Source organism: Immundisolibacter cernigliae (genome assembly GCF_001697225.1).
Lineage (GTDB): Bacteria > Pseudomonadota > Gammaproteobacteria > Immundisolibacterales > Immundisolibacteraceae > Immundisolibacter > Immundisolibacter cernigliae.
In genome coordinates, this window is record NZ_CP014671.1 from 2,582,124 (window position 1) to 2,603,061 (window position 20,938).

Below are 20,938 nucleotides of genomic sequence, written 5' to 3' on the forward strand. Positions count from 1 at the left end.
GTTTTCGGAGGAGAAATGTTAACGTCCAATTATGCGTCCGGCATGGCCCGTGTTTCGGCATGGCTGGCCGATGCGCTGATTCGTCATCGGGTCATGATTCTCGTCGTGCTGGGTTTGATCACTGCTTTCCTCGGTTATCACGCCTCTTTTCTGCGGATGGACCCCGGCTTCACCAAGTCCATCCCGCTGGGTCATCCGTACATGCAGACTTATAGCAAGTACACTGACCAATTCGGCGGCGCAAACGTCATCATCGTCGCCTTGATGCAGAAGGAAGGCGATATATTCAACGTTGATTTCTTCAAAACGCTTGAAACGGCGACCCAGGACGTTCTGTTCATAAAGGGCGTTGACCGATCCTCCGTCACCTCGTTGTTCACGCCCAACGTGGACTATGTACTGGTGAATGAGGAGGGCTTTGTCGGCCATCGTGTGGTTGAGCCGGATTTTCAGCCCAATCAGGAAAGCATCGAGCAGGTGCGGCGCAATCTGCTGGTCTCGCAGCACGTCGGGCGCCTCGTGTCTCATGATTTTCGCGGCGCCCTGATCCGTGCCGAGCTGGTAGACAAAGACCCCGCTACCGGCAAACCATTGGACTACACAGAAGTTGCGGCCGCGCTGGAGCAAATTCGCGCCCGCTACGCCAGCGATACCGTCGAGGTAAGAATCATCGGCTTCGCCAAGTTCATCGACGATGTCATCAATGGCGCGCTTGGGGTGTTGCTGTTCTTTGTCGTGGCGGTGTTGGTCACCGCCATAATGTTGTATTTCTATTCGAATTCGCTGCAAATCACCGTTTTGGCGATTCTGGTTGCGGTGACGGCGGTGGTGTGGCAACTGGGCCTGGTGCGTCTGCTGGGCTACGGCATCGATCCCTTGTCGATATTGGTCCCGTTTCTCATTCTGGCGATTGGGGTCAGCCACGCCATCCAGATGACGAATACATGGAAGCTGGAAATTCTCGGCGGGGCTACCGCGCGCCAGGCCGCCCGCGAGGCCTTCAACAAGTTGTTCATTCCGGGTACCACCGCCTTGCTGGCCAATGCAGTGGGTTTCGCCGTGATCATGGTTATCGACATCGACATCATTCAGGAGCTTGGTATAACAGCCAGCATTGGTGTTGCGGTGATGGTCGCGACGAACAAGTTCATGCTGCCGGTGCTGCTGTCCTACGCCAGCATGAGCCCGCGCACGGTTGAGCGCATCCGGGCGCGGGTTCTGGTTCAGGAAAAGCCCTTCTTTCGCTTTCTCGCAAGCTTCGCCGACCGCAAGAAGGGGTCGGTAGTTATCCTGGTTTCCATCGTCTTGCTTGGGTTCGGCTGGTGGAAGTGGCAGTCTCTGGTGATCGGTGATAGCGAAGCCGGCGCGCCGGAATTCTGGCCGGAGGCGCGCTATAACCAGGATATTAAGGCAATCATCAATAACTTTCGGGTCGGAATCGACGAGTTGACGGTCATCGCGGAGATGCCGCGTGACGGTTGCACGACCTACGGGATGATGAAGACGATTGATCGATTTGTGTGGCACGTTGGAAATGTTGAAGGTGTCCAGTCGGTGGCCTCGCTGTCGTCGGTGATGCGCGACCGCAACATTGGCAACAACGAAGGCCATATCAAGTTCGCCGAGCTTCCGCGCACGGCGGCGGGCCTCGGCTCGGCGATGCGCAACATTGAACTGAACCAGAAGCTGTTCAACGACACCTGCGAGGCGATCCCGATTCGCGTGTTCCTGTGGGACCACAAAGCACCAACGCTGACTCGGGTAGTCGAGGCGATCGAGGAATTTGAACAGCCTGCTGAGGGAGACGGCGCCAAAGTGTCGTTCAGGCTTGCGTCCGGGCCGGCGGGCGTGATGGCGGCAACTAACGAGGCTGTGGAACGGGCCGAACTGACCATGATGGGAGCCCTTTTTGTGGCGGTGGGCATCTTGTGCTATTTGACCTTCCTGTCGTGGCGCGCTTCGCTGTGCATCCTGTTGCCGCTGGCGTTGGTTTCCATTCTCGCCAACGCGGTGATGGTTCTGCTGAACATCGGGCTGAAGGTGTCGACACTACCCGTGGTGGCGCTTGGCGTCGGCGTAGGTGTGGATTACGGCATCTATCTGTTTGCCCGCACGCAGGCCCACATCCGCAACGGCCTGTCCCTGAAGGATGCTTACTATGAGGGTCTCAAGCAGGCCGGCACTGCCGTTATCTTCACCGCCAGCACCATGTCGATTGGCGTTGCGACCTGGTTCTTCTCCGATCTGAAGTTCCAGTCGGACATGGGCGTGCTTTTGGCCTACATGTTCTTCGTCAACATGGTCGGTGCGGTGTTGTTGTTGCCGGCGTTGGCGGCATGGCTGATCGACGTCGAGAAAGAGCGGGTGTCGACACGCGGGCTGTCGCACTGAGTTTGGTCGATATATGTGGGCGCGGGGTGTACTGATGGTTGTCGCGTGCTTTAGAATTTGTGGTTCATGGAATGATGAGGAGGGAAGAACATGACCAAGCGCATGCAATTACGCACAGCGATTGCGGCCGCTGCGGCGGGCTTGATTTCGGGCCCGGCGCTGGCGGTGGATTTCAAGATCGGCGAACTGGAGGCCGCGTTCGATACCGACCTCACTTGGGGTCTTTCGATGCGCACGGCAAAGCCCGATCCGCTCAATCAGGGCGTTTATGGCAATCGCTACCTGTTCCAGGACAAGTGGGACATTTTTTCCAACGCCATCAAGGGCTCGCATACCCTGGAGGTCAAGGGCGACAGCTATGGCGCCCTGGCACGGGGCAACTGGTTCTACGATTTCGAGATGGCGAATCAGAATCTTCCAAAAGCCTCTGAAAATCGCGCCAAGCAGCACGGTGACATCACCGATGCGTATGTTTACAAGCACCTGCTGCCTGACCAGAACCTGTCGGTCCGTCTGGGCAAGCAGGTGATTTCCTGGGGTGAAAGCACCTTCATCGGCCAGGCGCTGTCGGACATCAATACGGTCGACATCTCCAAGCTGCGCACGCCGGGCTCCGACCTGAAGGACGCCTTCCTGGGCACGCCTGCCATCGATATTGCGTATACCTTCGCCGACAACTACACGCTCGAAGGCTTCTACCTGTTCGGGTACGACGAGATCAAGGTCGATCCGATGGGCGCCTTTTTCGCCACCCTGGACGCCATCGCGGACGGTGGCGGTTTTGCCAACGCGGTGGTCGGCGGGAGGCCGCGTTGTCTGGCGCCTGACGGCGTGGCCTGCGATCTGCTGGGCGGCGGTCTCGTGAGGAGCGGGGACGACATTCCTTCCTACGGCGGGCAATGGGGTCTTGCATTCAGGGTGTTTCTGCCCAATTTCGGCAACGGTGGCGAGGTCGGCCTTTATTACCAGAACCTGCACGACCACCTGCCCATGTTGTCGGCGACGCGCAATGTAGCTGGGCCGGGCGGGCGTTTTTTCATTGAATACCCGGAGAATATCGAGCGCTTCGGCGTCTCGTTCAACACCAATCTTTCCGGTGTCGCGCTCAGTGGCGAATATTCGTGGCGGCGAAATGCGCCGATTCAGCTGCTCGGGCCGCTGCTGCAGGGGGCTGGCATAGCTCCTGGCTTGGCGCCCGGCGCCAGCGTCAGAGGCTATGAGCGAATCGAGCGCCATCAGGCACAGTTCAGTGTCAACAAGAACTGGGGCGTGACGCAGTGGCTGAAGGCGGACGCCAACGCCACGGTGGCGGAGCTCATGTGGGGCTGGATCGGCGGGCTTCCGGATTCCTCAGCTCTGTTCGAACCGGACATCAGCAAGGACTTCGGCAAGCTGGTGGTTCGCCACGCACTGACCTACAACGCAGCCCTGTTCAATCTGATCGCACTGGAGCCGAGCGTGGCGTTTAGCTGGGATATCCACGGATTTTCCAACGAGCTGGGCGCGGCCAAGCTGGTGGTGGACGACCGCAAGGCGATCACCGTGGGTCTTGGCTTCCTGTATGGCGGCGGCAAGTGGACCGGCAACATCAGTTACACGAATTTCTTCGGTCCGCAAAACGATTTCAATAGGGCGGCCAGCCGCTACAACGGCACTGACGATCGGGACTTCCTGTCGTTCAACGCGAGCTACTCGTTCTGAACGGGCGCCGGGTTCATTCTGGAGGATATGAAGATGTTCTTTTTCAACGGTAGCCGTTGCGTGGTCGTTGCGGCACTGGCCGGACTGTCGATGGCAGGTGCGGCCAACGCCAAGCTGAGCGACGAGGAAATCGCCCAGCTCGGCATGACCGGCACGCCGCTGACGCCGGTCGGCGCCACCCGTGCCGGCAACGCCGCCGGCACCATTCCGGAGTGGACCGGCGGGATTCAGGCGCCGCCGGCCAATTTCAAGCCGGGCGCGGGCTGGGCCGACCCCTTTGCGGACGACAAGCCGCTGTTCACCATCACCGCGCAGAACTACCAGCAGTACGAGAAGAATCTGCTGCCGGGCCAGATTGCCATGTTCAAGCAGTATCCGGACAGTTTCCGGATGCACGTCTACCCGACCCGGCGCAGCACGTCCTATCCGGACTGGTTCGTCGAAAGCACCAAGGTTCAGGCCAAGCATATCGACATCTGCCCGCAGTACGCGCAGAAGAACGAAATGTGCCTGATCGATGCGCAGCCCGGCGGTGGGGTGCCGTTTCCCATTCCCAAGAGTCCCGAGGAGGCTGGCTGGAACACCCTGCTCGGGCACTACAACGGCACGACCATGGACGCCATGGGCAACGGCGCGCTGATCGATTCGCTGGGCAATCGCACCGACGTGATCATCCGCTCGCGCGAGTTCTGGCCGTACCAGCTGCCGGCCGACAAGCGGCCGTCGAACGAGTGGTTCACGCAGTGGGGCGGCGCGTTCCTGTGCGATTCGTGGCAGATCGAGCAGCCGCCGCGCTCCTCGGGGCTGGTGTTTGGCGGCTGCATGTACGCGCAGAACGTCGATTTTCAGGTCTACCTCTACATCCCCGGCCAGCGACGTGTGCGCAAGGCGCCTGAGATTGGTTTCCACGACAGTCCTTCCTTCGGCTCGGATGGCCAGCGCACGGTGTCCTCGCGCTGGATGTGGTGGTTCGGCGGCAAGGAGCCGCGCCACAGCTACAAGCTCGAGAAAGGCAAGGAGCTTTTCGTGTCGGCCAATTCGTACAAGATTGCCGATCCGAACCTGAACTACGACGACATCTATGGCAAGAAGCACATCAATCAGGACTTGCTGCGCTACGAGCTGCACCGCATGTGGGTGATCGACGGCGAGCTCAAGCCGGGCTACCGCCACCTCTACAAGCGCCACGTGGCGTATTTCGACGAGGACACCTGGATGGGCGTGGCCTTCGAGGCCTACGACGCCAAGGACCGGCTATGGCGCATGGGCGAACAGCACGTGCTGAACCTGTATGACAAGCCCCTTCTGCGCATCATGGGCGACTCGCAGATCGATCTGATCAACGGGCGTTACACCACCTACCCGTACTGGCACGACACCGCAGGCCGGCTGACCGGTTTCGGGCCGCCGAAGTTCGAGACCACCGAGGACATGACCGTCGACATCTCCGTCTACACGCCGCAGGGATTGCGCAAGTTCGGTACGCGTTGATTTCCACGCCCTGCGGCGGTCGTGCCGCGCAGGGCCGTACATAAACCCACCAGACACCCTGCGGTTCAGCAGAGCCGCAGGGTGTCTTGGTCAGACGCCGATGCCGGAGCGCTCGGCGCCCGAGATGAGCTTCGAGAGGGATAAATGTTCGTTCGACTCGCCAGTTTCCTGCTGGCTTTTTTATGCCTGACGGCCTCGGCACGGGCCGATGTGACGCCGCAATCGGCGTTGAAGGTGCCCCTGGCGCCGCGGGTGGTGTTTCTGGGGCTGGCGAGCGCCGGCGAACGGGTGATCGCGGTCGGCGAGCGGGGCGTGATCATCCGCTCCGATGATCGGGGCGCCAGTTGGGTGCAGTCGGACGTGCCGGTGCGGGCCACGCTGACGGCGGTGAGCTTCGTCGATGCCCAGACCGGTTTCGCGGTCGGGCACGATGCGGTGGTGCTCAAGACCACCGACGGCGGGGCGAGCTGGACGCTGCTCAACTTCGAGCCCGATTCGCAGGTGGTGCTGCTGAACGTGCGCTTTCGCGACGCCCGCAGCGGTTACGTGGTCGGCAGCAACGGCCAGCTGTGGAGTACGCAGGATGCCGGGGCCAACTGGCAGCGCACCACGCTGTCCGTGGAGGACTGGTACCAGAACCACGTTTTCGACATCGCCTGGGCGGCGGACGGGGCAACCCTGGCGGTGGCCGAGAAGGGCGTGCTGTACCGCTCCGCCGACGGCGTCGCGCCGTTCGAGGCGATCGACTCTCCCTACGAGGGATCGTTCTTCGGGGCGCTGAGACTGCCCGACGGGCGCCTGCTCATCTACGGCATGAACGGTCATGCCTTCGTGTCGGCAGACGGCGGGCTCGCCTGGCAGCGGGTCGATACCGGTACGCAGCAGTTCCTGTTCGACGGTGTGGTGCTGCCGGACGGTGCGCTGCTGCTCGTCGGCGGCGGCGGCACGCTGGTGCGCCTGGCCCCGCACACCCTGGAGGCATCGGTAAAGCAGCTCGTCGAGCGCGCCGGCATCACCGCGGTGTTGCCGGCGGGTGATGCGGTGTACCTGGCCACCGAGGCCGGCGGCGTACAGCGCAGACCGCTTGCCGGGCAGTTCGACTGAGAGCTTGTGACATTCAAGCTCTCAGCCCGGCCAGGGATGGGCGGGAGCGAGTCCGGGCATGTGCCGGACTCGCGACAGAAGAAATGCACAGGACGTGCATTTCTTCACAAACTCTGATCCGCCGCCCCCTGCGACGGCCCTCAACGCGATTTCAGGACGATCGATTCCATGGCTGCAGACCTGGGTTACGGCGCCGGACTTGAGCGCTTCTCGGCGAAGATTTCCAACTTTCTGGTAGGCCAGCGCGTGCTGGTACTCAGCGTCATGCTGGCGCTGACGGCATTGCTCGGCTACGAGGCGTTGATGCAGCGCCTCGACCCCGGCTTCGACAAGTCGGTGCCGCTGTCGCACCCGTACATGAAGACCTATATCGACTACAAGCCGGAGTTCGGCGGCTCGAACACCATTACCGTGTTCGTGCAGGACCGCAGCGGCGACATGTTCAATCCGGCCTTCTTCAAGGTGCTGGAGCAGGTGACGCAGGACATCCTGGTCATGGATGGCGTCGATGCCCGTACGGTGACCTCGCTGTTCACGCCGAACGTGAACTACGTGGCGGTGACCGAGGAAGGCTTCACAGGCTCACGCATCGTGCCGGCCGATTTCGAGGCGACCGAGGAGGGCCTCGAGCGGGTAAGGCAAAACCTGTACCGGTCCGACGAGATCGGCCGCACCGTGGCCAAGGATTTTTCCGGTGCGCTGGTGATCGCCGAGCTGGTCGAGCGCGATCCGGCCACCGGCGTCAAGCTCGACTACCAGCAGGTCGCCGAACGCCTGGAGCAGCTGCGCGACAAGTACGAGTCGCAGGCTGTCGACATCGGCATCATCGGTTTTGCCACCTTCATTGGTGACATCATCGACGGCGCGCGGGGCGTCATTGTGTTCTTCGCCATCACGCTGGCGGTCACCTTCGTGCTGCTGGTGTTCTTCGCCGGCTCCTGGAAGCTGGCCGTGGCGGCAATCGCGGTTTCGCTGACGGCCGTGGCCTGGCAGCTGGGGCTGGTCAAGCTGCTCGGGTACGGCGTGGACCCGCTGTCCATCCTGGTGCCGTTCCTGGTGCTCGCCATCGGCGTCAGTCATGCGGTGCAGATGACCAATGCCTGGCGCCTGGGCATTCTGTCGGGGATGGACAGCCCGGCGGCGGCGAAGGATGCGTTCAACAAGCTGTTCATTCCGGGCGCCACGGCCCTGGTGTCGGATGCGGTCGGCTTCGCCGTGATCATGATCATCGACATCGACATCATCCGCGAGCTGGGCATCACGGCCAGCATCGGTGTCGGCGTGATGCTGCTGACCAACAAGTTCATGCTGCCGGCGATCCTGTCGTACCTGAGTTTGAACGAGCGTGAGCTGGCCCGCGCCCGTCGCGGTTCGGAGGGGGCGGACCATCCGTTCTGGAATCTGCTGGCCCGCTCCAGCCGGCCGCTGCCGGCGGCCGTCATCGTTGTGCTGAGCCTGGGGCTGGTGGCGTACGGGGCATCGAAGTCGAACGACCTGGTCATTGGCGACTCCGAGGCTGGTGCCCCGAGTTCTGGCCCGATGCGCGCTACAACCGCGACATCGACAAGATCGTGAGCAATTTCACGGTGGGTCTGGATGAGTTCGTGGTCATCGCCGAGTCGAGCAAGGACAGCGCCTGTGTCAACTACGGCGTGATGGAGACCATCGACGATTTCGTCTGGCACATGCGCAACGTGCCGGGCGTGCGGTCGGTGAAGTCGCTGTCGCAGGTGGTGCGCGAACGCAACGTCGGCAACTACGAGGCGAATCCGAAGTTCCTCGGCCTGCCGCGCAACGAGCAGATGATCGCCGCCAACATCTATCGGGTGGAGATGTCGCAGCGGCTGTTCAACAACAATTGCAGCGTGATGCCGGTGACCATCTACCCGGTGGATCACCAGGCCGGCACGCTGCAGCGCATCGTCGAGGCCATCAAGGCGTACCAGAAGGCCAATGCCAACCCGGACGTCACCTTCCGCATGGCGATGGGCAATGCCGGCATCTGGGCGGCGACCAACGAGGCGGTGAAGGGGTCGGTTAGGACCATGGACGTGATCCTGTTCCTGGCCATCGTGGTGTGCGTGTTCCTGACCTTTTTCTCCTGGCGTGCCGCACTGTGCGTGATGCTGCCGCTGCTGGCGGTATCGATCTTTGCCAACGCGGTCATGGTGTTCCTGAACATCGGCCTGAAGGTGTCCACGCTGCCGGTGCTGGCGCTGGGCGTCGGTGTCGGGGTCGACTACGGCATCTACCTGTTCGCGCGTGCTTTCGTCCACATGCGAAACGGTGCTGACGTGGAGACGGCTTTCCGCAATTCCTACCGCGAGGTCGGAACGGCGGTAGTGTTCACGGCGGTGACCATGAGCCTTGGCGTGGCGCTGTGGTATTTCTCGGACCTGAAATTCCAGTCCGACATGGGCGTGTTGCTGGCCTACATGTTCTTCGTCAACATGCTGGGCGCGGTGTTGCTGATGCCGGCCATCACCCGCTTCCTGATGGGGCGGCAGATGACCCAAGGATCGACACCGGCGGCCTGAGCGGTCGCCGGCTCGGATTCCAGACAAACGGAAGGAGGGGGAGTCATGCGAAACAAGGCACGCATCCTGGGTGTCGCCGGGGGGCTGATGTTGACCGTCAGTGCCGCTGCCTGGGCCAGGATCACACCCGAAGAAGCGGCCCAGCTGGGCCTGACCGGCACGCCGCTGACTCCCGTCGGCGCCGAGCGCGCCGGCAACGCCGACGGCAGCATTCCCGAGTGGACCGGCGGCATCCAGCAGCCGCCGGCCAACTTCACGCCCGGCGGACCGTGGGTCGATCCGTTTCCGGACGACAAGCCGCTGTTCACCATCACGGCCCAGAACTACGCCCAGTACCAGGACAAACTGACGCCCGGTCAGGTGGCCATGTTCAAACAGTATCCGGACAGTTTCCGGATGCACGTGTACCCGACCCGGCGCAGTGCGTCGTTCCCGGACTGGGTATACGAGGCGACACGAAAGCAGGCATTGAACGCCGAGCTGTGCCCGGGCTGGGAAAACGGTGCCGTGTGTCTGCAGAACCATGTCGACGGCGGCGGTTATCCGTTCCCGATTCCCAAAAATGCCTTCGAGGTGGGCTGGAACCACTATCTCGCCTACCAGGGCCAGGCCATCGAGGGCATGATGAACGCGCCGTTGATCGATTCGCTGGGCAACCGGGTCGATGTGATCATGGAGCAGTGGCAGTCGTGGATGTGGTGGGTGCCCAAGGCCGAGCGCCCGGCCAGCGACTGGTTCCACCGCAGCGGCGGACCGCTGCTGTGCGACGCCTTCCAGGTCAAGCAGCCGCCGCGCCAGTCGGGGCTGATCGGTGGCGGTTGCAATTTCGCGCAGGAATTCGACTTCCAGTCCTATCTGTATGTGCCCGGCCAGCGGCGGGTGCGCAAGGCGCCGGAAATCGGCTTTCAGGACAGCCCCTCGTTCGGCTCCGACGGGCAGCGCACGGTGTCCTCGCGCTGGCAGTGGTGGTTCGCCGGCAAGGAATCGCGCCACGACCTGAAGCTCAACGGCAAGAAAGAGCTGTTCGTGCCCTACAACGCCTACGCGCTGGCCGATCCTGGCAAGCGGCCGGCTGATCTGTTTGGCAAGAAGCACGTCAACCAGGACCTGATCCGCTACGAGCTGCACCGGGTGTGGGAGGTCGAGGCGACGCTGAAATCCGGCCAGCGGCATCTGTACAAGCGCATCGTGGCGCACATCGACGAGGACACCTGGCATGGCATGGGCCACGAGGCCTACGATGCGCGCGACCGACTGTGGCGCATGGGAGAGGGTTACGTACTGAACCTGTACGACAGCCGTTCGCACCTGATCTGGGGTGATCAGCTGGTTGACCTGGTAAACGGCCGCTACACCACCTTCTTTGGCTGGTATGGCAATCTGGGAATGGGCCAGCCGAAGGTCGGACTGCTCAAGGACTCGAACATCGATGCGGAAATCTTCACCCCGCAGGGCATGCGCAAATTCGGCACGCGTTGAGCGCGAGGGGGCGGCATGAGTGAGGGCGCCGCCCGCCCGTTCGTGCCGGTGGGCATCGCGGTACTGACGGTCAGTGATAGCCGCGGCCTGGAGCTGGACGGCTCTGGCCGCGTACTGATCGAACGGCTTTCGGCGGCCGGCCATCGCCTGGCTGGCCGCGCCATCCTGCCGGACGATGTGTACCGGATTCGCGCGCAGGTGTCGGCCTGGATTGCCGATCCGGCGGTGCACGTGGTGCTGAGCACCGGCGGCACCGGACTTACCGGCCGGGATGGCACGCCGGAGGCGGTGGCGCCGCTGCTGGACAAGACCATCGACGGCTTCGGCGAAGTATTTCGGGCTCTTTCGTTCGAGGAGATTGGGGCGTCGACGATTCAGTCGCGGGCGGTCGCGGGGGTGGCCAACGGCACCTACATTTTTTGTTTGCCCGGATCATCCGGCGCCTGCCGCACGGCGTGGGATAAGCTGATCGCCCCGCAGCTCGATTACCGCACCCGGCCCTGCAACCTGGTGGAATTGATGCCGCGGCTGCTCGAGCGCTGAGCCGCTCGCCCGAATGCCCGCCAAGGAACTCACGTCATGATGAACGGTTTGTCTGCCAAGGAAGTCGAACACCTGCGCCAGCGCCTGCGCGACGAACACGCCCAGCTGCGCGGCGAAGTGGCGGGCGAGCTGGCTCGCACCGAGCAGGGCCGTTATCTGGACCTGGCCGGCCAGGTCCATGACCGCGGCGACGAGGCGGTGGCCGATCTGCTCGAGGATCTTGAAATCGTCGCCCTCGACCGGCATGTGCATCGTGTACGCTTGATCGAGACCGCCCTGGCGGCGATCGACCAGGGACGTTATGGCCTGTGCCGCGTGTGCGGCGAGCAGATCGGCAGCGCCCGCCTGGAAGCCGAGCCGGCCGCGGAGCGCTGCATCGGCTGCCAGACAACGCTTGAAAGCGGACAACACGCGCCAACCCTCTGAGGCGCCGCCCGTGCGACCGCAACTGGCGGTCGGCGTGTTCGTGTTCGACGCCGCCGGGCGGGTGCTGCTGATCCAGCGCGGTCGCCCGCCGGCAAAGGGACTGTGGTCCGTGCCGGGGGGCAAGGTGGAGTGGGGCGAGGCGGTGGCCGATGCCTGCCGGCGCGAGGTGCGCGAGGAAACGGGCATCGACGTGTCGATCGGGCCGCTGGTGACCTGGATCGAGCGCATGGACCCGTCCCACCATTACGTGATCCTGGACTTTGTCGGCGCGCCGCTGCGGGACGATGTTCCGCTGCAGGCCGGCGACGATGCCGCGGCTGCGCGCTGGCTGACCGACGATGAATTGCTGGACCTGCCCCTGACCGCCGGCCTGCTGCCGGTGCTGGCGCAGGCGCGCAGCCTGATCAGGCGATGACGGACTTGCCGGGTTCGCCGGGAATTTCCCGCACCAGGCGCGGCACCAGATAGCCCGGCAGCCGCGCGCGCAGGGCGTCGATCAGCGCTTCTGCGGTGGTCTGTGACACTTCGAAATGCGCGGCGCCCTGCACGCGGTCCAGCAGGTGCAGGTAGTACGGCAGCACGTTCGCACGGTGCAGACGCTCGCTGAGCGTCGCCAGCGTGTCGGCGTCGTCGTTCACGCCGCGCAGCAGGACGGCCTGATTCAGCAGCGTGACGCCGGCGTCCGCGAGTGCCGCCAGGGCGGCGTCGACCTCGGCGTCCAGCTCGGCCGGGTGGTTGCTGTGCAGGACCAGTACCTTGCGCAGCGGCAGCCGGCGCAGCCACGCCATCAGGTCGCCGTTCACCCGCTGCGGCAGCACCACCGGCAGGCGGCTGTGGATGCGCAGCGTGTGGATATGCGGGATGGCTGCGAGGCGCTGGGCCAGTTCAGCCAGCCGTGGGTCGCTGAGCGTGAGCGGATCACCGCCGCTCAGGATCACCTCGCCAATGTTCGGATCGGCGGCGATGGCGGCCAGCGCCGGTTCCAGTCGTGAGCCGCCGGCGTGCGCGTCGGCGTAGGGGAAATGGCGGCGAAAACAGTACCGGCAGTGCACGGCGCAGGCGCCGGTGGCGATCAACAGCGCCCGGCCGTGGTATTTTTTGAGCAGTCCCGGCACCGGCTGGGCGGCCGACTCGGCGAGCGGGTCGGCGCTGAAGCCGGGCCGGGTTTCGCATTCAAGGTCCAGCGGCAGCACCTGGCGCAGCAGCGGATCGGCGGCGTCGCCCGGCCGGATCCGCTGCAGATAGGGCGCCGGCACGCGCAGCGGAAACAGCGCCGCGCCGCGCCGCGCGGCCGGCAGCAGGCTGTCCGGCAAGCCCAGGACGTGCAGCAGCTCGGCCGGGTCGACGATGGCCTCGGCCAGCAGTCGCTGCCACGGCGCGGTCACGCGGGTCACCGCGGCAGGATAAGGCATGTACTCACTCTCGATGACGTTCCGATAAAGAGGAAATTATGGCGTCTTACAGCACCAACGAATTTCGCGCCGGGCTCAAGGTGATGCTCGACGGGGACCCCTGCGACATCATCGAAAACGAGTTCGTGAAGCCCGGCAAGGGCCAGGCCTTCAACCGCGTGCGCCTGCGCAACCTGCGCACCAGCCGGGTCTGGGAGCGCACCTTCAAGTCCGGCGAAACCATCGAAGCGGCCGACGTGGTCGATACGGAAATGCAGTATCTGTATAACGACGGCGAGTCCTGGTGCTTCATGAATCCGAGCACTTTCGAGCAGGTCCATGCCGGCGCCGCCGCCATCGGCGACAAGGCGCAGTGGCTCAAGGAGCAGGACAGCTGCACGGTCACCTTGTGGAACGGCGAGCCGCTGCTGGTGGCGCCGCCCAACCAGGTCGTGATGAAGGTTACCTACACGGAGCCTGCCGTGCGCGGGGACACCAGCAGCGGCGCCACCAAACTGGCCACGCTGGAAACCGGCGCCACGGTGAAGGTGCCGCTGTTCGTGGAAATCGACGACCTGCTGCGGGTAGACACGCGTACCCGCGAATACATATCCCGCGTCAAGGAATAAGTGACGGACGCTCGCCCCGCGGCGCCGGACTGGCGCCCCGGCGCCAGCCTCGAAACGCTGCGCCTGCGCGCGCGGCTGCTGGAACAGATACGCGCCTTCTTTGCGGCGCGTGGCGTGATGGAAGTCGATACGCCGTTGCTCGGCCCGGCGCCCAGCAGCGACCCGCAGCAGCACTGCCTGGATGTCGAGCTGCCCGGCGTGGGCCGGCGCTACCTGCAGCCGTCGCCGGAATTCGCCATGAAGCGCCTGCTGGCGGCCGGCAGCGGCAGCATCTACCAGGTCTGCAAGGCGTTTCGGGCCGGCGAGCACGGTCCGCGGCACCGGGTCGAGTTCACCCTGCTGGAGTGGTACCGGGCCGGTTTCGACTACCGCGCGCTGATGGACGAAGTGCAGGCGCTGGTCTGTGGCCTGCTCGGCCGGCCGGCGGCGCAGGCTTTCAGTTATGGCGCGCTGTTCGAGCGCCACGCCGGGGTCGATGCGTTCACGACCGATGAGGCGGCGCTGTGGCGGCGCGTGGTGGCGGCCGGCATCGAGCCGTCAGCGGCGCTGCGGGCCGCCGGGCGCGATGCAGCGCTCGACATTTTGCTCACGCGCCTGATCGAGCCGGCCATCGCGCCGCTGGGCGTGGTTTTCATCCACGACTACCCGGCCAGCCAGGCGGCGCTGGCCCGCCTGCGACCGGGCCGGCCGCCCATCGCCGAGCGCTTCGAGCTGTACGTGGACGGCATCGAGTTGGCCAACGGCTGGTCCGAGCTGACCAATGCGGCCGAGCAGCGTCGTCGATTCGAACAGGACAACCGCATCCGGCAGGCGGCCGGCCTGCCGCAGGTGCCGCTCGACGAGCAGCTGCTGGCAGCGCTGGCGCACGGCCTGCCGGACTGCGCCGGGGTCGCGCTGGGCTTCGACCGCCTGCTGATGCTGGCCGCGGGCATGGCCGATATCGGGGCGGTACAGGCGTTTTGCGAGCAAGGAAGCGCCGGGAAAACCGGGTAGGCGCAGCTTTGCTGCGCGATGATCGCCCGCCGCAGCCGGGCTCTTGCTCAGCACACGTAGTCGAAGGCCACCACGCAGTCGTCGAAGCTGCCGTCGAGCAGCGGACCGATGTCCTGGGCGATCGCCACGTGCTCCGGCGACGGCAGGTAGCGGTCACGGGCGGCAGCGTCGCGAAAATCCATCGAGAAGCCATAGTTGAAGCCGCGGTTGATGCCTTCCGGGCTCGAATAGGCGCCGCCGCTGAAGCCGAGCAAACCGTCGAAGCTGCCGACCATGGCGCCGAAGCGGTCGAACAGGGACTGCGCCTCCTTGCTCGTGCCAGGCTTGAGCTTGACCATCACCATGTGCCGAATCATTGCGTTTCTCCGTTTGGGGGTTTGGGCCAGCGTGTAGAATGCCGGCACTTTTCACGCCGGCCGCGCGCGGCCGGGCGAGTTTGCCACAGCGCCGCCTGCCATCTCCTGGAGCCGATCGGGGGCTCGCCGCGCGGTTAACGCCACGACAAGAAGCATTCCATGACGGTGTTGGTGGGGGTGCCGCGCGAGCGCGCGGCAGGCGAGTGCCGCGTGGCAGCAACGCCGGAATCGGTCAAGAAACTGCTGGCCCTGGGTGCGCAGGTGTGCGTGGAGGCGGGCGCCGGTGAGGCCGCCCGCTATGCGGATACCGCCTATGCGCAGGCCGGTGCCCGCGTGACCACCGCGGCCGAGACCCTGGCGGCCGACGTGGTGCTCGCGGTGCGCCGGCCGGTGGCCGAACAGCTTGCCGCCATGCGGCCAGGCGCGCTGCTGGTCGGCTTTGCCGATCCTCATGCCGGCGGCCTGGACGCGCTGGCGCAGGCGGGTCTGAGCGTGCTGGCGGTGGAGCTGATCCCCCGAATCTCCCGCGCGCAGGGCATGGACGCGCTGTCCTCACAGGCCAACATCGCCGGCTACCGGGCGGTGCTGGAAGCGACGTCGCATTACCGGCGCTTCCTGCCGCTGATGATGACCTCCGCCGGCACCGCCAAGCCCAGCCGCGTGGTGATTTTGGGCGTGGGCGTCGCCGGTCTGCAGGCCATTGCCACCGCGCGGCGCCTGGGCGCGCAGGTGGAGGCCTTCGACGTGCGCCCCGAGACGCGCGAGCAGGTGCTGTCGTTGGGCGCCAAGTTCATCGACATCGACCTTGGCGAGAGCGGCGCCGGGGCAGGGGGCTATGCCCGCGAACTGTCGGCGCAGGCGCAGCAGCGCCAGCAGGAACTGCTCGGCGAGCGCCTGAAGGCGGCCGACATCATCATCACCACCGCGCTCATTCCAGGTCGCCCGGCGCCGGTGCTGGTGCCCGAGGCGGTGGTGCAGGGCATGCGGCCCGGCTCGGTGATCGTGGACCTGGCCGCTGCGAACGGCGGCAACTGCCCGCTGACCGAGGCTGACCGGGTTGTGGAAAAACACGGCGTGACACTGGTCGGCATTACCGACTATCCGTCGCGTGTGGCCACCGATGCCAGCGCCTTCTATGCCCGCAACCTGCTGAACCTGCTCGAACTGGCGCTGCGCAAGGACGAGGCCGGCACGCGCATCGAGCTGGACCTGCAGGACGAAATCATCGCCGCCGCGCTGGCCGTGCAGGCCGGCACGCTGCGTTTTGCAAAACCCTGACGAAGGACCGCCATGACCGCCATCGTCGTTTCGCTATACATCTTCGTGCTGGCCTGCTTCATCGGCTACCAGGTGATCTGGGGCGTGACGCCGGCCCTGCACACGCCGCTGATGTCGCTGACCAACGCCATCTCCGGAATCATCATCGTGGGCGCCATGCTGGTGACCGGCTTTCACGAGGCCGATGGCCTGACCCGCGGCATCGGCTTCGTGGCCGTGGTGCTGGCCTCGATCAACATCTTCGGCGGCTTCCTGGTCACCCAGCGCATGCTCGCCATGTTCAAGAAGAAGACCTGAACATGGCTGCCAGCACGCTGGCCGTGGCGTATCTGGCCGCCGCGGTGTTGTTCATCCTGGGTCTGAAGGGCCTGGCCTCGCCGCGCACGGCGCGCGCCGGCAACCTGTATGCAATGGCCGGCATGACGCTGGCGGCCCTGGTCACCCTGGCCTCGCCGCAGGTTGCCGATTACGGCTGGATCGTGGCCGGCGTTGCCATCGGTGGCGGCATCGGTGCGGTGCTGGCGCGGCGGGTCAAGATGACCGACATGCCGCAGCTGGTGGCCATCCTGCACAGCTTCGTGGGGCTCGCCGCCGTGCTGGTGGCGCTCGGTACCTACTTCACGCACCGCGACGCGGGTGCCCTGGACGCGCTGCTGATGGCGGAGCTGGGCATCGGCAGCTTCATCGGTGCGATCACCTTCACCGGCTCGGTGATTGCGTTCGGCAAGTTGCAGGGCCTGATCGGTTCGGCGCCGCTGCGCTTTGCCGGTCAGCACTGGGTGAATCTGGCGCTGGCGCTGCTGATGGTGGGGTTTGCCGGGCAGTTCGTGCTCGGCGGTGGTCTGCCGGCCTTTGCCGCCATGACGGCGCTGGCGCTGCTGCTGGGCGTGCTGCTGATCCTGCCGATCGGCGGTGCCGACATGCCGGTGGTGGTATCGATGCTGAACTCGTACTCCGGCTGGGCGGCTGCGGCGACCGGTTTCACGCTGCACAACGAGCTGCTGATCATCACCGGCGCGCTGGTGGGCGCGTCCGGCGCCATCCTGTCGTACATCATGTGCCGGGCCATGAACCGCTCGATCCTGAGCGTGATCTTCGGCGGCTTTGGCACCGGCGAGGAGGCGGCCGCCGCCGGTGGCGGCGTCGAGGGTCGGTCGGTCAAGTCGGCGGCCGTCGAGGATGCAGCGTTCATGCTGGAGAACGCCGGCAAGGTCATCATCGTGCCCGGTTACGGTCTGGCCGTGGCGCAGGCCCAACACGCGACGGCCGAACTGGTCGACGCGCTCGAAAGGAAGGGTGTGGAGGTCAAGTTCGCCATCCACCCGGTGGCCGGGCGCATGCCGGGGCACATGAACGTGCTGCTGGCCGAGGCCGACATTCCCTACGACAAGGTGTTCGAGATGGAGGAGATCAATCCGGATTTCGCCACCTGCGACGTGGCGCTGGTGCTGGGTGCCAACGATGTCACCAACCCGTCCGCCAAGACCGACCGCGCGAGTCCCATCTACGGCATGCCGATCCTGGACGTGCACCGGGCGCGGCAGATTTTCTTCGTCAAGCGCAGCATGAAACCCGGTTATGCCGGCGTCGACAATGCGCTGTTCTATCAGGACAACTGCGCGCTGGTGTTCGGCGACGCCAAAAAGGTGGTGGAGGCGCTGATCCAGGCCTTGGGGCATTCCTGAGCGCTTCCAGGCGCCCTGATTGGCGCATGAAAGGGGTCTGCGGCGGGTCCGGCGGCTGGGTCGGATGCTCGCGCGGGGTGTCATTTCCCGGGCGCCGCGGCTATAATCGCCGCCCTCTATTCAGCGTGCATTGAATGGGCCTTTGGCCCATTTTTTATTTCAGGTACGGGATTTGTCGGGGTCATTGACCGAGCGGCTGCGCGATTTGCTGGGGCCAGCGCTTGAAAAACTGGGCTACGAATTGATACAGGTGGAGCAGATCGCTACCCGCCGGCCGGTGCTGCGCCTGTACATCGACCTGCTGGCGGATGCCGGGGCTGGAGTCACGCTGGATGATTGCCAGAAGGTGAGCCAGTACGTGAGCGGTCTGTTGGATGTCGAGGACCCGCTGCCGGGTGCCTATGCGCTGGAGGTGTCGTCGCCGGGCCTGGACCGGCCGCTGGTGACGGCGGAGCATTTTCGCCGCTTTGTCGGCAGCGAGGCGCGCCTGCAATTGCACCGGCCGCTGCAGGGTGCGCGGCGTCTGCGTGGCCGCCTGTGCAGTGAGGCCGATGGCGTGATCGAAATTGAAGTGGATGGCCAGCGGCTGAGTCTGCCACTGGCAGAAATCAGGGCTGCCCGACTGGTGCCGGACCTGGCGGCGGAACTGCGGAGCAAGGGCGATGGACACTAAGGAAATCCTGCAGGTCGTTGACGTCGTCTCGAACGAGAAGGGCGTCTCCAAGGAAGTCATCTTCGAGGCCATCGAGGCCGCGCTGGCGGCCGCCACACGCAAGGTGGGCGGCGAACACATGGACGTGCGGGTCGCCATCGACCGCCACAGCGGCAGCTACGAGACCTTTCGCCGCTGGACGGTGGTCGACGACGAGGCCGACGAATTCGATCCGGAGCAGCAGTTCACGCTGTCGGGCGCGCAGCGCGATCATCCCGGCGTGGCCGTCGGTGACGTGATCGAGGAGCCGCTGCCGGCGGTGCCGTTCGGGCGCATTGCCTCGCAGATGGCCAAGCAGGTCATCGTGCAGAAAGTGCGCGACGCCGAGCGCGAGAAGATCGTCGAAACCTACACGCCGCGCATCGGCCACATGCTGGTCGGCCAGGTCAAGCGCCTGGACCGCGGCAACCTGATCGTGGACCTGGGCGGCAACGTCGATGCCCTGCTGACGCGGGACGAGATGATCGCCCGCGAGAACATCCGCATCGGTGACCGCGTCTGCGCCCTGCTGGCCGACGCGCGCATCGAGCAGCGCGGGCCGCAGCTGTTCCTGACCCGGCGCGCCCCCAAGCTCATGATGGAGCTGTTCCGGCGCGAGGTGCCGGAAGTCGCCGACGGCATCGTGGAAGTGATCGCTTGTGCCCGGGACCCGGGTGTGCGCGCCAAGATCGCCGTGCGCAGCTACGACCCGCGCATCGATCCGATCGGTGCCTGCGTCGGCATGCACGGCACGCGCGTGCAGGCGGTCTCGAACGAGCTGGCCGGTGAGCGGGTGGACATCGTGCTGTTTGACGTCAACCCGGCGCAGTTCGTGCTGAACTCGCTGTCGCCGGCCAAGGTGGTATCGATCACCATGGACGAAGAGAGCCACACCATGGACGTGGCCGTCGCCGAGGACCAGTTGTCGATTGCCATCGGCCGCGGCGGACAGAACGTGCGCCTGGCCAGCGAGCTGACCGGCTGGGAGCTGAACCTCATGACCGAGGAGCAGGCCTCCCAGAAGCAGGAAGCCGAGATCGGCACCCTGCGTCAGATGTTCGTCGACAAGCTCGATCTGGACCAGAGCGTGGCCGACATCCTGGTCCAGGAAGGCTTCACCAGCGTCGAGGAAGTGGCCTTCGTGCCGGCCGCCGAGCTGTTGGCGATCGAGGAATTCGATGAGGACCTGGTGCAGGAGCTGCGCAGCCGAGCCCAGAACCTGCTGTTGACGCAGGAAATCTCGCGCGAGGAAGAGTTCGGCGATGTCGAGCCGGCGGCCGATCTGCTGGAAGTCGAGGGCATGTCCCGGCGTCTGGCGTATCGGCTTGCCGCCCACGGCATCGTCACCCGTGAGGACCTGGCCGACCAGGCGGTCCCGGATTTGCTTGACATCGACGGCTTCGACGAGACGCTCGCCGGCCAGCTCATCATGGCTGCGCGGTCGGCGTGGTTCACCGACGGCGCTCAGGCCTGAGAGGTTCAGATCCAGTGGCAGCACAGTCCATAGAACAGTTCGCCGCGTCCATCCGCGTGCCGGTCGATCGTCTGCTGCGCCAGTTGCAGGAGGCCGGCGTCGGCGTCCGCGCTGCCGGTGACTCGATCACCGACGACGAAAAGGCGGCCCTGCTGGGCCATTTGCGCCGTGCGCACGGCGCCGAGGCAAGCGAAACCAGCCCGACGCCGCGCAAGATCACGCTGACCCGCCAGGTCGTGTCCGAGCTGCGCCAACCGGCGGTCGCCCGCCGGCCGGGCCCGGGCGCCGCGCCCGCAGTGGCCGCGAACAAGGTGACCGTGGTCACGCGCAAGCGGCGCACCTACGTCAAGCGTGAAGACCAGGAAAGGGTTGGCGAGGAAACGGCGGCCGAGAGCGATACCGTAACGCCGGTCGAGCAGCCGGCTCCCGAGTCCGAGCTGATCGTGCAGGCTCCGGAGCCGGTCGTCGAGCCGGCGCCCGTTGCGGAACCTGAACAGCCCGCCGTCGCGCAGGCAACGTCCGCCGCCGAGGCGCCGCCGCGTCGCACGACCGAGCCGCAGCCGGCGGCGCGTCCACAGCCGCAAGCCCCGCGCCAGGCGCCGGGCAAGCCGCCCGCGCGCGGTGCGCAACCGGCGCCGCGCCGCGATGAGCCCGGCCGCGGTGCCGGCAAGCAGCGCAAAAAAGGTGGGCGTGACGAGCGCGGCGGCTTTGGTGATGACGCCCAGGGGCGCCTGCGCAGCCGTTCCCGGCCGGGTGCCCATCGCGGGGC

Annotated in this window: 19 protein-coding genes and 1 pseudogene; 18 read left to right on the plus strand and 2 right to left on the minus strand. The window is 65.2% G+C overall.

The genetic code is table 11. From position 1 onward, the window contains the following. The first annotated feature begins 15 nt into the window (after nt 1–15). The 10 genes from PG2T_RS12355 to PG2T_RS12395 all read left to right on the plus strand — a co-directional run bounded on the left by PG2T_RS12355 (nt 16) and on the right by PG2T_RS12395 (nt 12,087). A complete protein-coding gene (locus PG2T_RS12355) occupies nt 16–2,391 on the plus strand; it encodes an efflux RND transporter permease subunit (RefSeq protein WP_068805983.1) in 2,376 nt (791 codons plus the stop codon). A gap of 90 nt (nt 2,392–2,481) precedes the next feature. Then, nucleotides 2,482–4,092, plus strand: a complete 1,611-nt coding sequence (locus PG2T_RS12360; protein ID WP_068805986.1) for a DUF1302 domain-containing protein — start codon at nt 2,482–2,484, stop codon at nt 4,090–4,092. A gap of 33 nt (nt 4,093–4,125) precedes the next feature. Beyond that, nucleotides 4,126–5,583, plus strand: a complete 1,458-nt coding sequence (locus PG2T_RS12365; protein ID WP_202816340.1) for a DUF1329 domain-containing protein — start codon at nt 4,126–4,128, stop codon at nt 5,581–5,583. A 144-nt stretch (nt 5,584–5,727) separates the two neighbouring features. Beyond that, nucleotides 5,728–6,687 (plus strand): WD40/YVTN/BNR-like repeat-containing protein, encoded by a 960-nt coding sequence (locus PG2T_RS12370; protein WP_068805992.1) that lies wholly within the window; start codon nt 5,728–5,730, stop codon nt 6,685–6,687. Nucleotides 6,688–6,855: 168 nt separating this feature from the next. After that, nucleotides 6,856–8,262 carry an efflux RND transporter permease subunit gene (locus tag PG2T_RS16480; RefSeq protein ID WP_202816341.1) on the plus strand — a complete coding sequence of 469 codons (1,407 nt, stop codon included), beginning with the start codon at nt 6,856–6,858 and terminating at the stop codon, nt 8,260–8,262. Further along, nucleotides 8,259–9,224: an efflux RND transporter permease subunit gene (locus tag PG2T_RS16485; RefSeq protein WP_202816342.1), complete on the plus strand. Its 966-nt coding sequence runs from the start codon at nt 8,259–8,261 to the stop codon at nt 9,222–9,224. Before PG2T_RS16480 ends, PG2T_RS16485 begins: the two co-directional genes overlap by 4 nt. A 45-nt stretch (nt 9,225–9,269) precedes the next feature. Continuing rightward, a complete protein-coding gene (locus PG2T_RS12380; RefSeq protein ID WP_068805995.1) occupies nt 9,270–10,703 on the plus strand; it encodes a DUF1329 domain-containing protein in 1,434 nt (477 codons plus the stop codon). A 15-nt stretch (nt 10,704–10,718) separates the two neighbouring features. Beyond that, a complete protein-coding gene (gene moaB / locus PG2T_RS12385) occupies nt 10,719–11,246 on the plus strand; it encodes a molybdenum cofactor biosynthesis protein B (RefSeq protein WP_068805999.1) in 528 nt (175 codons plus the stop codon). Between the two features lie 39 nt (nt 11,247–11,285). Then, nucleotides 11,286–11,672, plus strand: coding sequence for a TraR/DksA family transcriptional regulator (locus PG2T_RS16490; RefSeq protein ID WP_158513196.1), 387 nt, complete (start codon nt 11,286–11,288; stop codon nt 11,670–11,672). Between the two features lie 10 nt (nt 11,673–11,682). Then, nucleotides 11,683–12,087, plus strand: coding sequence for an NUDIX hydrolase (locus PG2T_RS12395; RefSeq protein WP_068806005.1), 405 nt, complete (start codon nt 11,683–11,685; stop codon nt 12,085–12,087). Here PG2T_RS12395 and epmB read toward each other — a convergent pair. Next, nucleotides 12,077–13,084, minus strand: coding sequence for an EF-P beta-lysylation protein EpmB (gene epmB / locus PG2T_RS12400; protein WP_068806007.1), 1,008 nt, complete (start codon nt 13,082–13,084; stop codon nt 12,077–12,079). The genes PG2T_RS12395 and epmB overlap by 11 nt on opposite strands. 38 nt (nt 13,085–13,122) lie before the next feature. On the opposite strand from epmB, the gene efp reads away from it, so the two are divergent. Together efp and epmA are read left to right on the plus strand one after the other, a co-directional pair. Then, nucleotides 13,123–13,692 (plus strand): elongation factor P, encoded by a 570-nt coding sequence (gene efp, locus PG2T_RS12405; RefSeq protein ID WP_068806010.1) that lies wholly within the window; start codon nt 13,123–13,125, stop codon nt 13,690–13,692. Next, nucleotides 13,693–14,685, plus strand: a complete 993-nt coding sequence (gene epmA, locus PG2T_RS12410; protein WP_068806013.1) for an EF-P lysine aminoacylase EpmA — start codon at nt 13,693–13,695, stop codon at nt 14,683–14,685. It begins immediately after the preceding gene. Nucleotides 14,686–14,732: 47 nt separating this feature from the next. On the opposite strand, the gene PG2T_RS12415 is transcribed toward epmA, so the two are convergent. Beyond that, a complete protein-coding gene (locus PG2T_RS12415) occupies nt 14,733–15,041 on the minus strand; it encodes a Dabb family protein (protein ID WP_068806016.1) in 309 nt (102 codons plus the stop codon). A 165-nt stretch (nt 15,042–15,206) separates the two neighbouring features. Here PG2T_RS12415 and PG2T_RS12420 point away from each other — a divergent pair, with 165 nt between their 5' ends. From PG2T_RS12420 to PG2T_RS17105, 6 genes and pseudogenes are all read left to right on the plus strand, one after another. Next, nucleotides 15,207–16,319, plus strand: coding sequence for a Re/Si-specific NAD(P)(+) transhydrogenase subunit alpha (locus tag PG2T_RS12420; RefSeq protein WP_068808345.1), 1,113 nt, complete (start codon nt 15,207–15,209; stop codon nt 16,317–16,319). A 12-nt stretch (nt 16,320–16,331) separates the two neighbouring features. Then, nucleotides 16,332–16,616: a proton-translocating transhydrogenase family protein gene (locus tag PG2T_RS12425; RefSeq protein ID WP_068806020.1), complete on the plus strand. Its 285-nt coding sequence runs from the start codon at nt 16,332–16,334 to the stop codon at nt 16,614–16,616. Next, complete coding sequence (locus tag PG2T_RS12430) at nt 16,613–18,004, plus strand: NAD(P)(+) transhydrogenase (Re/Si-specific) subunit beta (protein WP_418268540.1); 1,392 nt, start codon at nt 16,613–16,615, stop codon at nt 18,002–18,004. The genes PG2T_RS12425 and PG2T_RS12430 overlap by 4 nt, the downstream gene beginning before the upstream one ends. Nucleotides 18,005–18,176: 172 nt before the next feature. After that, nucleotides 18,177–18,677, plus strand: a complete 501-nt coding sequence (locus tag PG2T_RS12435) for a ribosome maturation factor RimP (protein ID WP_068808349.1) — start codon at nt 18,177–18,179, stop codon at nt 18,675–18,677. Next, entirely contained in the window at nt 18,667–20,169 is a 1,503-nt protein-coding gene (gene nusA, locus PG2T_RS12440) for a transcription termination factor NusA (RefSeq protein ID WP_068806027.1), read from the plus strand. Before PG2T_RS12435 ends, nusA begins: the two co-directional genes overlap by 11 nt. 56 nt (nt 20,170–20,225) lie before the next feature. Continuing rightward, nucleotides 20,226–20,468, plus strand: a pseudogene (locus PG2T_RS17105) (hypothetical protein); the annotation flags it as partial. Between the last annotated feature and the right edge of the window lie 470 nt (nt 20,469–20,938).

Bases quoted from the DNA above. Each gene is read 5' to 3' on its own strand.
- PG2T_RS12365 (WP_202816340.1), top strand. From the start codon at position 4,126: ATGTTCTTTTTCAACGGTAGCCGTTGCGTGGTCGTTGCGGCACTGGCC.
- PG2T_RS16480 (WP_202816341.1), top strand. From the start codon at position 6,856: ATGGCTGCAGACCTGGGTTACGGCGCCGGACTTGAGCGCTTCTCGGCG.
- PG2T_RS12425 (WP_068806020.1), top strand. From the start codon at position 16,332: ATGACCGCCATCGTCGTTTCGCTATACATCTTCGTGCTGGCCTGCTTC.
- nusA (WP_068806027.1), top strand. From the start codon at position 18,667: ATGGACACTAAGGAAATCCTGCAGGTCGTTGACGTCGTCTCGAACGAG.
- efp (WP_068806010.1), top strand. From the start codon at position 13,123: ATGGCGTCTTACAGCACCAACGAATTTCGCGCCGGGCTCAAGGTGATG.
- PG2T_RS12370 (WP_068805992.1), top strand. From the start codon at position 5,728: ATGTTCGTTCGACTCGCCAGTTTCCTGCTGGCTTTTTTATGCCTGACG.
- PG2T_RS12360 (WP_068805986.1), top strand. From the start codon at position 2,482: ATGACCAAGCGCATGCAATTACGCACAGCGATTGCGGCCGCTGCGGCG.
- PG2T_RS12355 (WP_068805983.1), top strand. From the start codon at position 16: ATGTTAACGTCCAATTATGCGTCCGGCATGGCCCGTGTTTCGGCATGG.
- PG2T_RS12415 (WP_068806016.1), bottom strand. From the start codon at position 15,041: ATGATTCGGCACATGGTGATGGTCAAGCTCAAGCCTGGCACGAGCAAG.
- epmB (WP_068806007.1), bottom strand. From the start codon at position 13,084: ATGCCTTATCCTGCCGCGGTGACCCGCGTGACCGCGCCGTGGCAGCGA.
- PG2T_RS12380 (WP_068805995.1), top strand. From the start codon at position 9,270: ATGCGAAACAAGGCACGCATCCTGGGTGTCGCCGGGGGGCTGATGTTG.
- moaB (WP_068805999.1), top strand. From the start codon at position 10,719: ATGAGTGAGGGCGCCGCCCGCCCGTTCGTGCCGGTGGGCATCGCGGTA.
- PG2T_RS16490 (WP_158513196.1), top strand. From the start codon at position 11,286: ATGAACGGTTTGTCTGCCAAGGAAGTCGAACACCTGCGCCAGCGCCTG.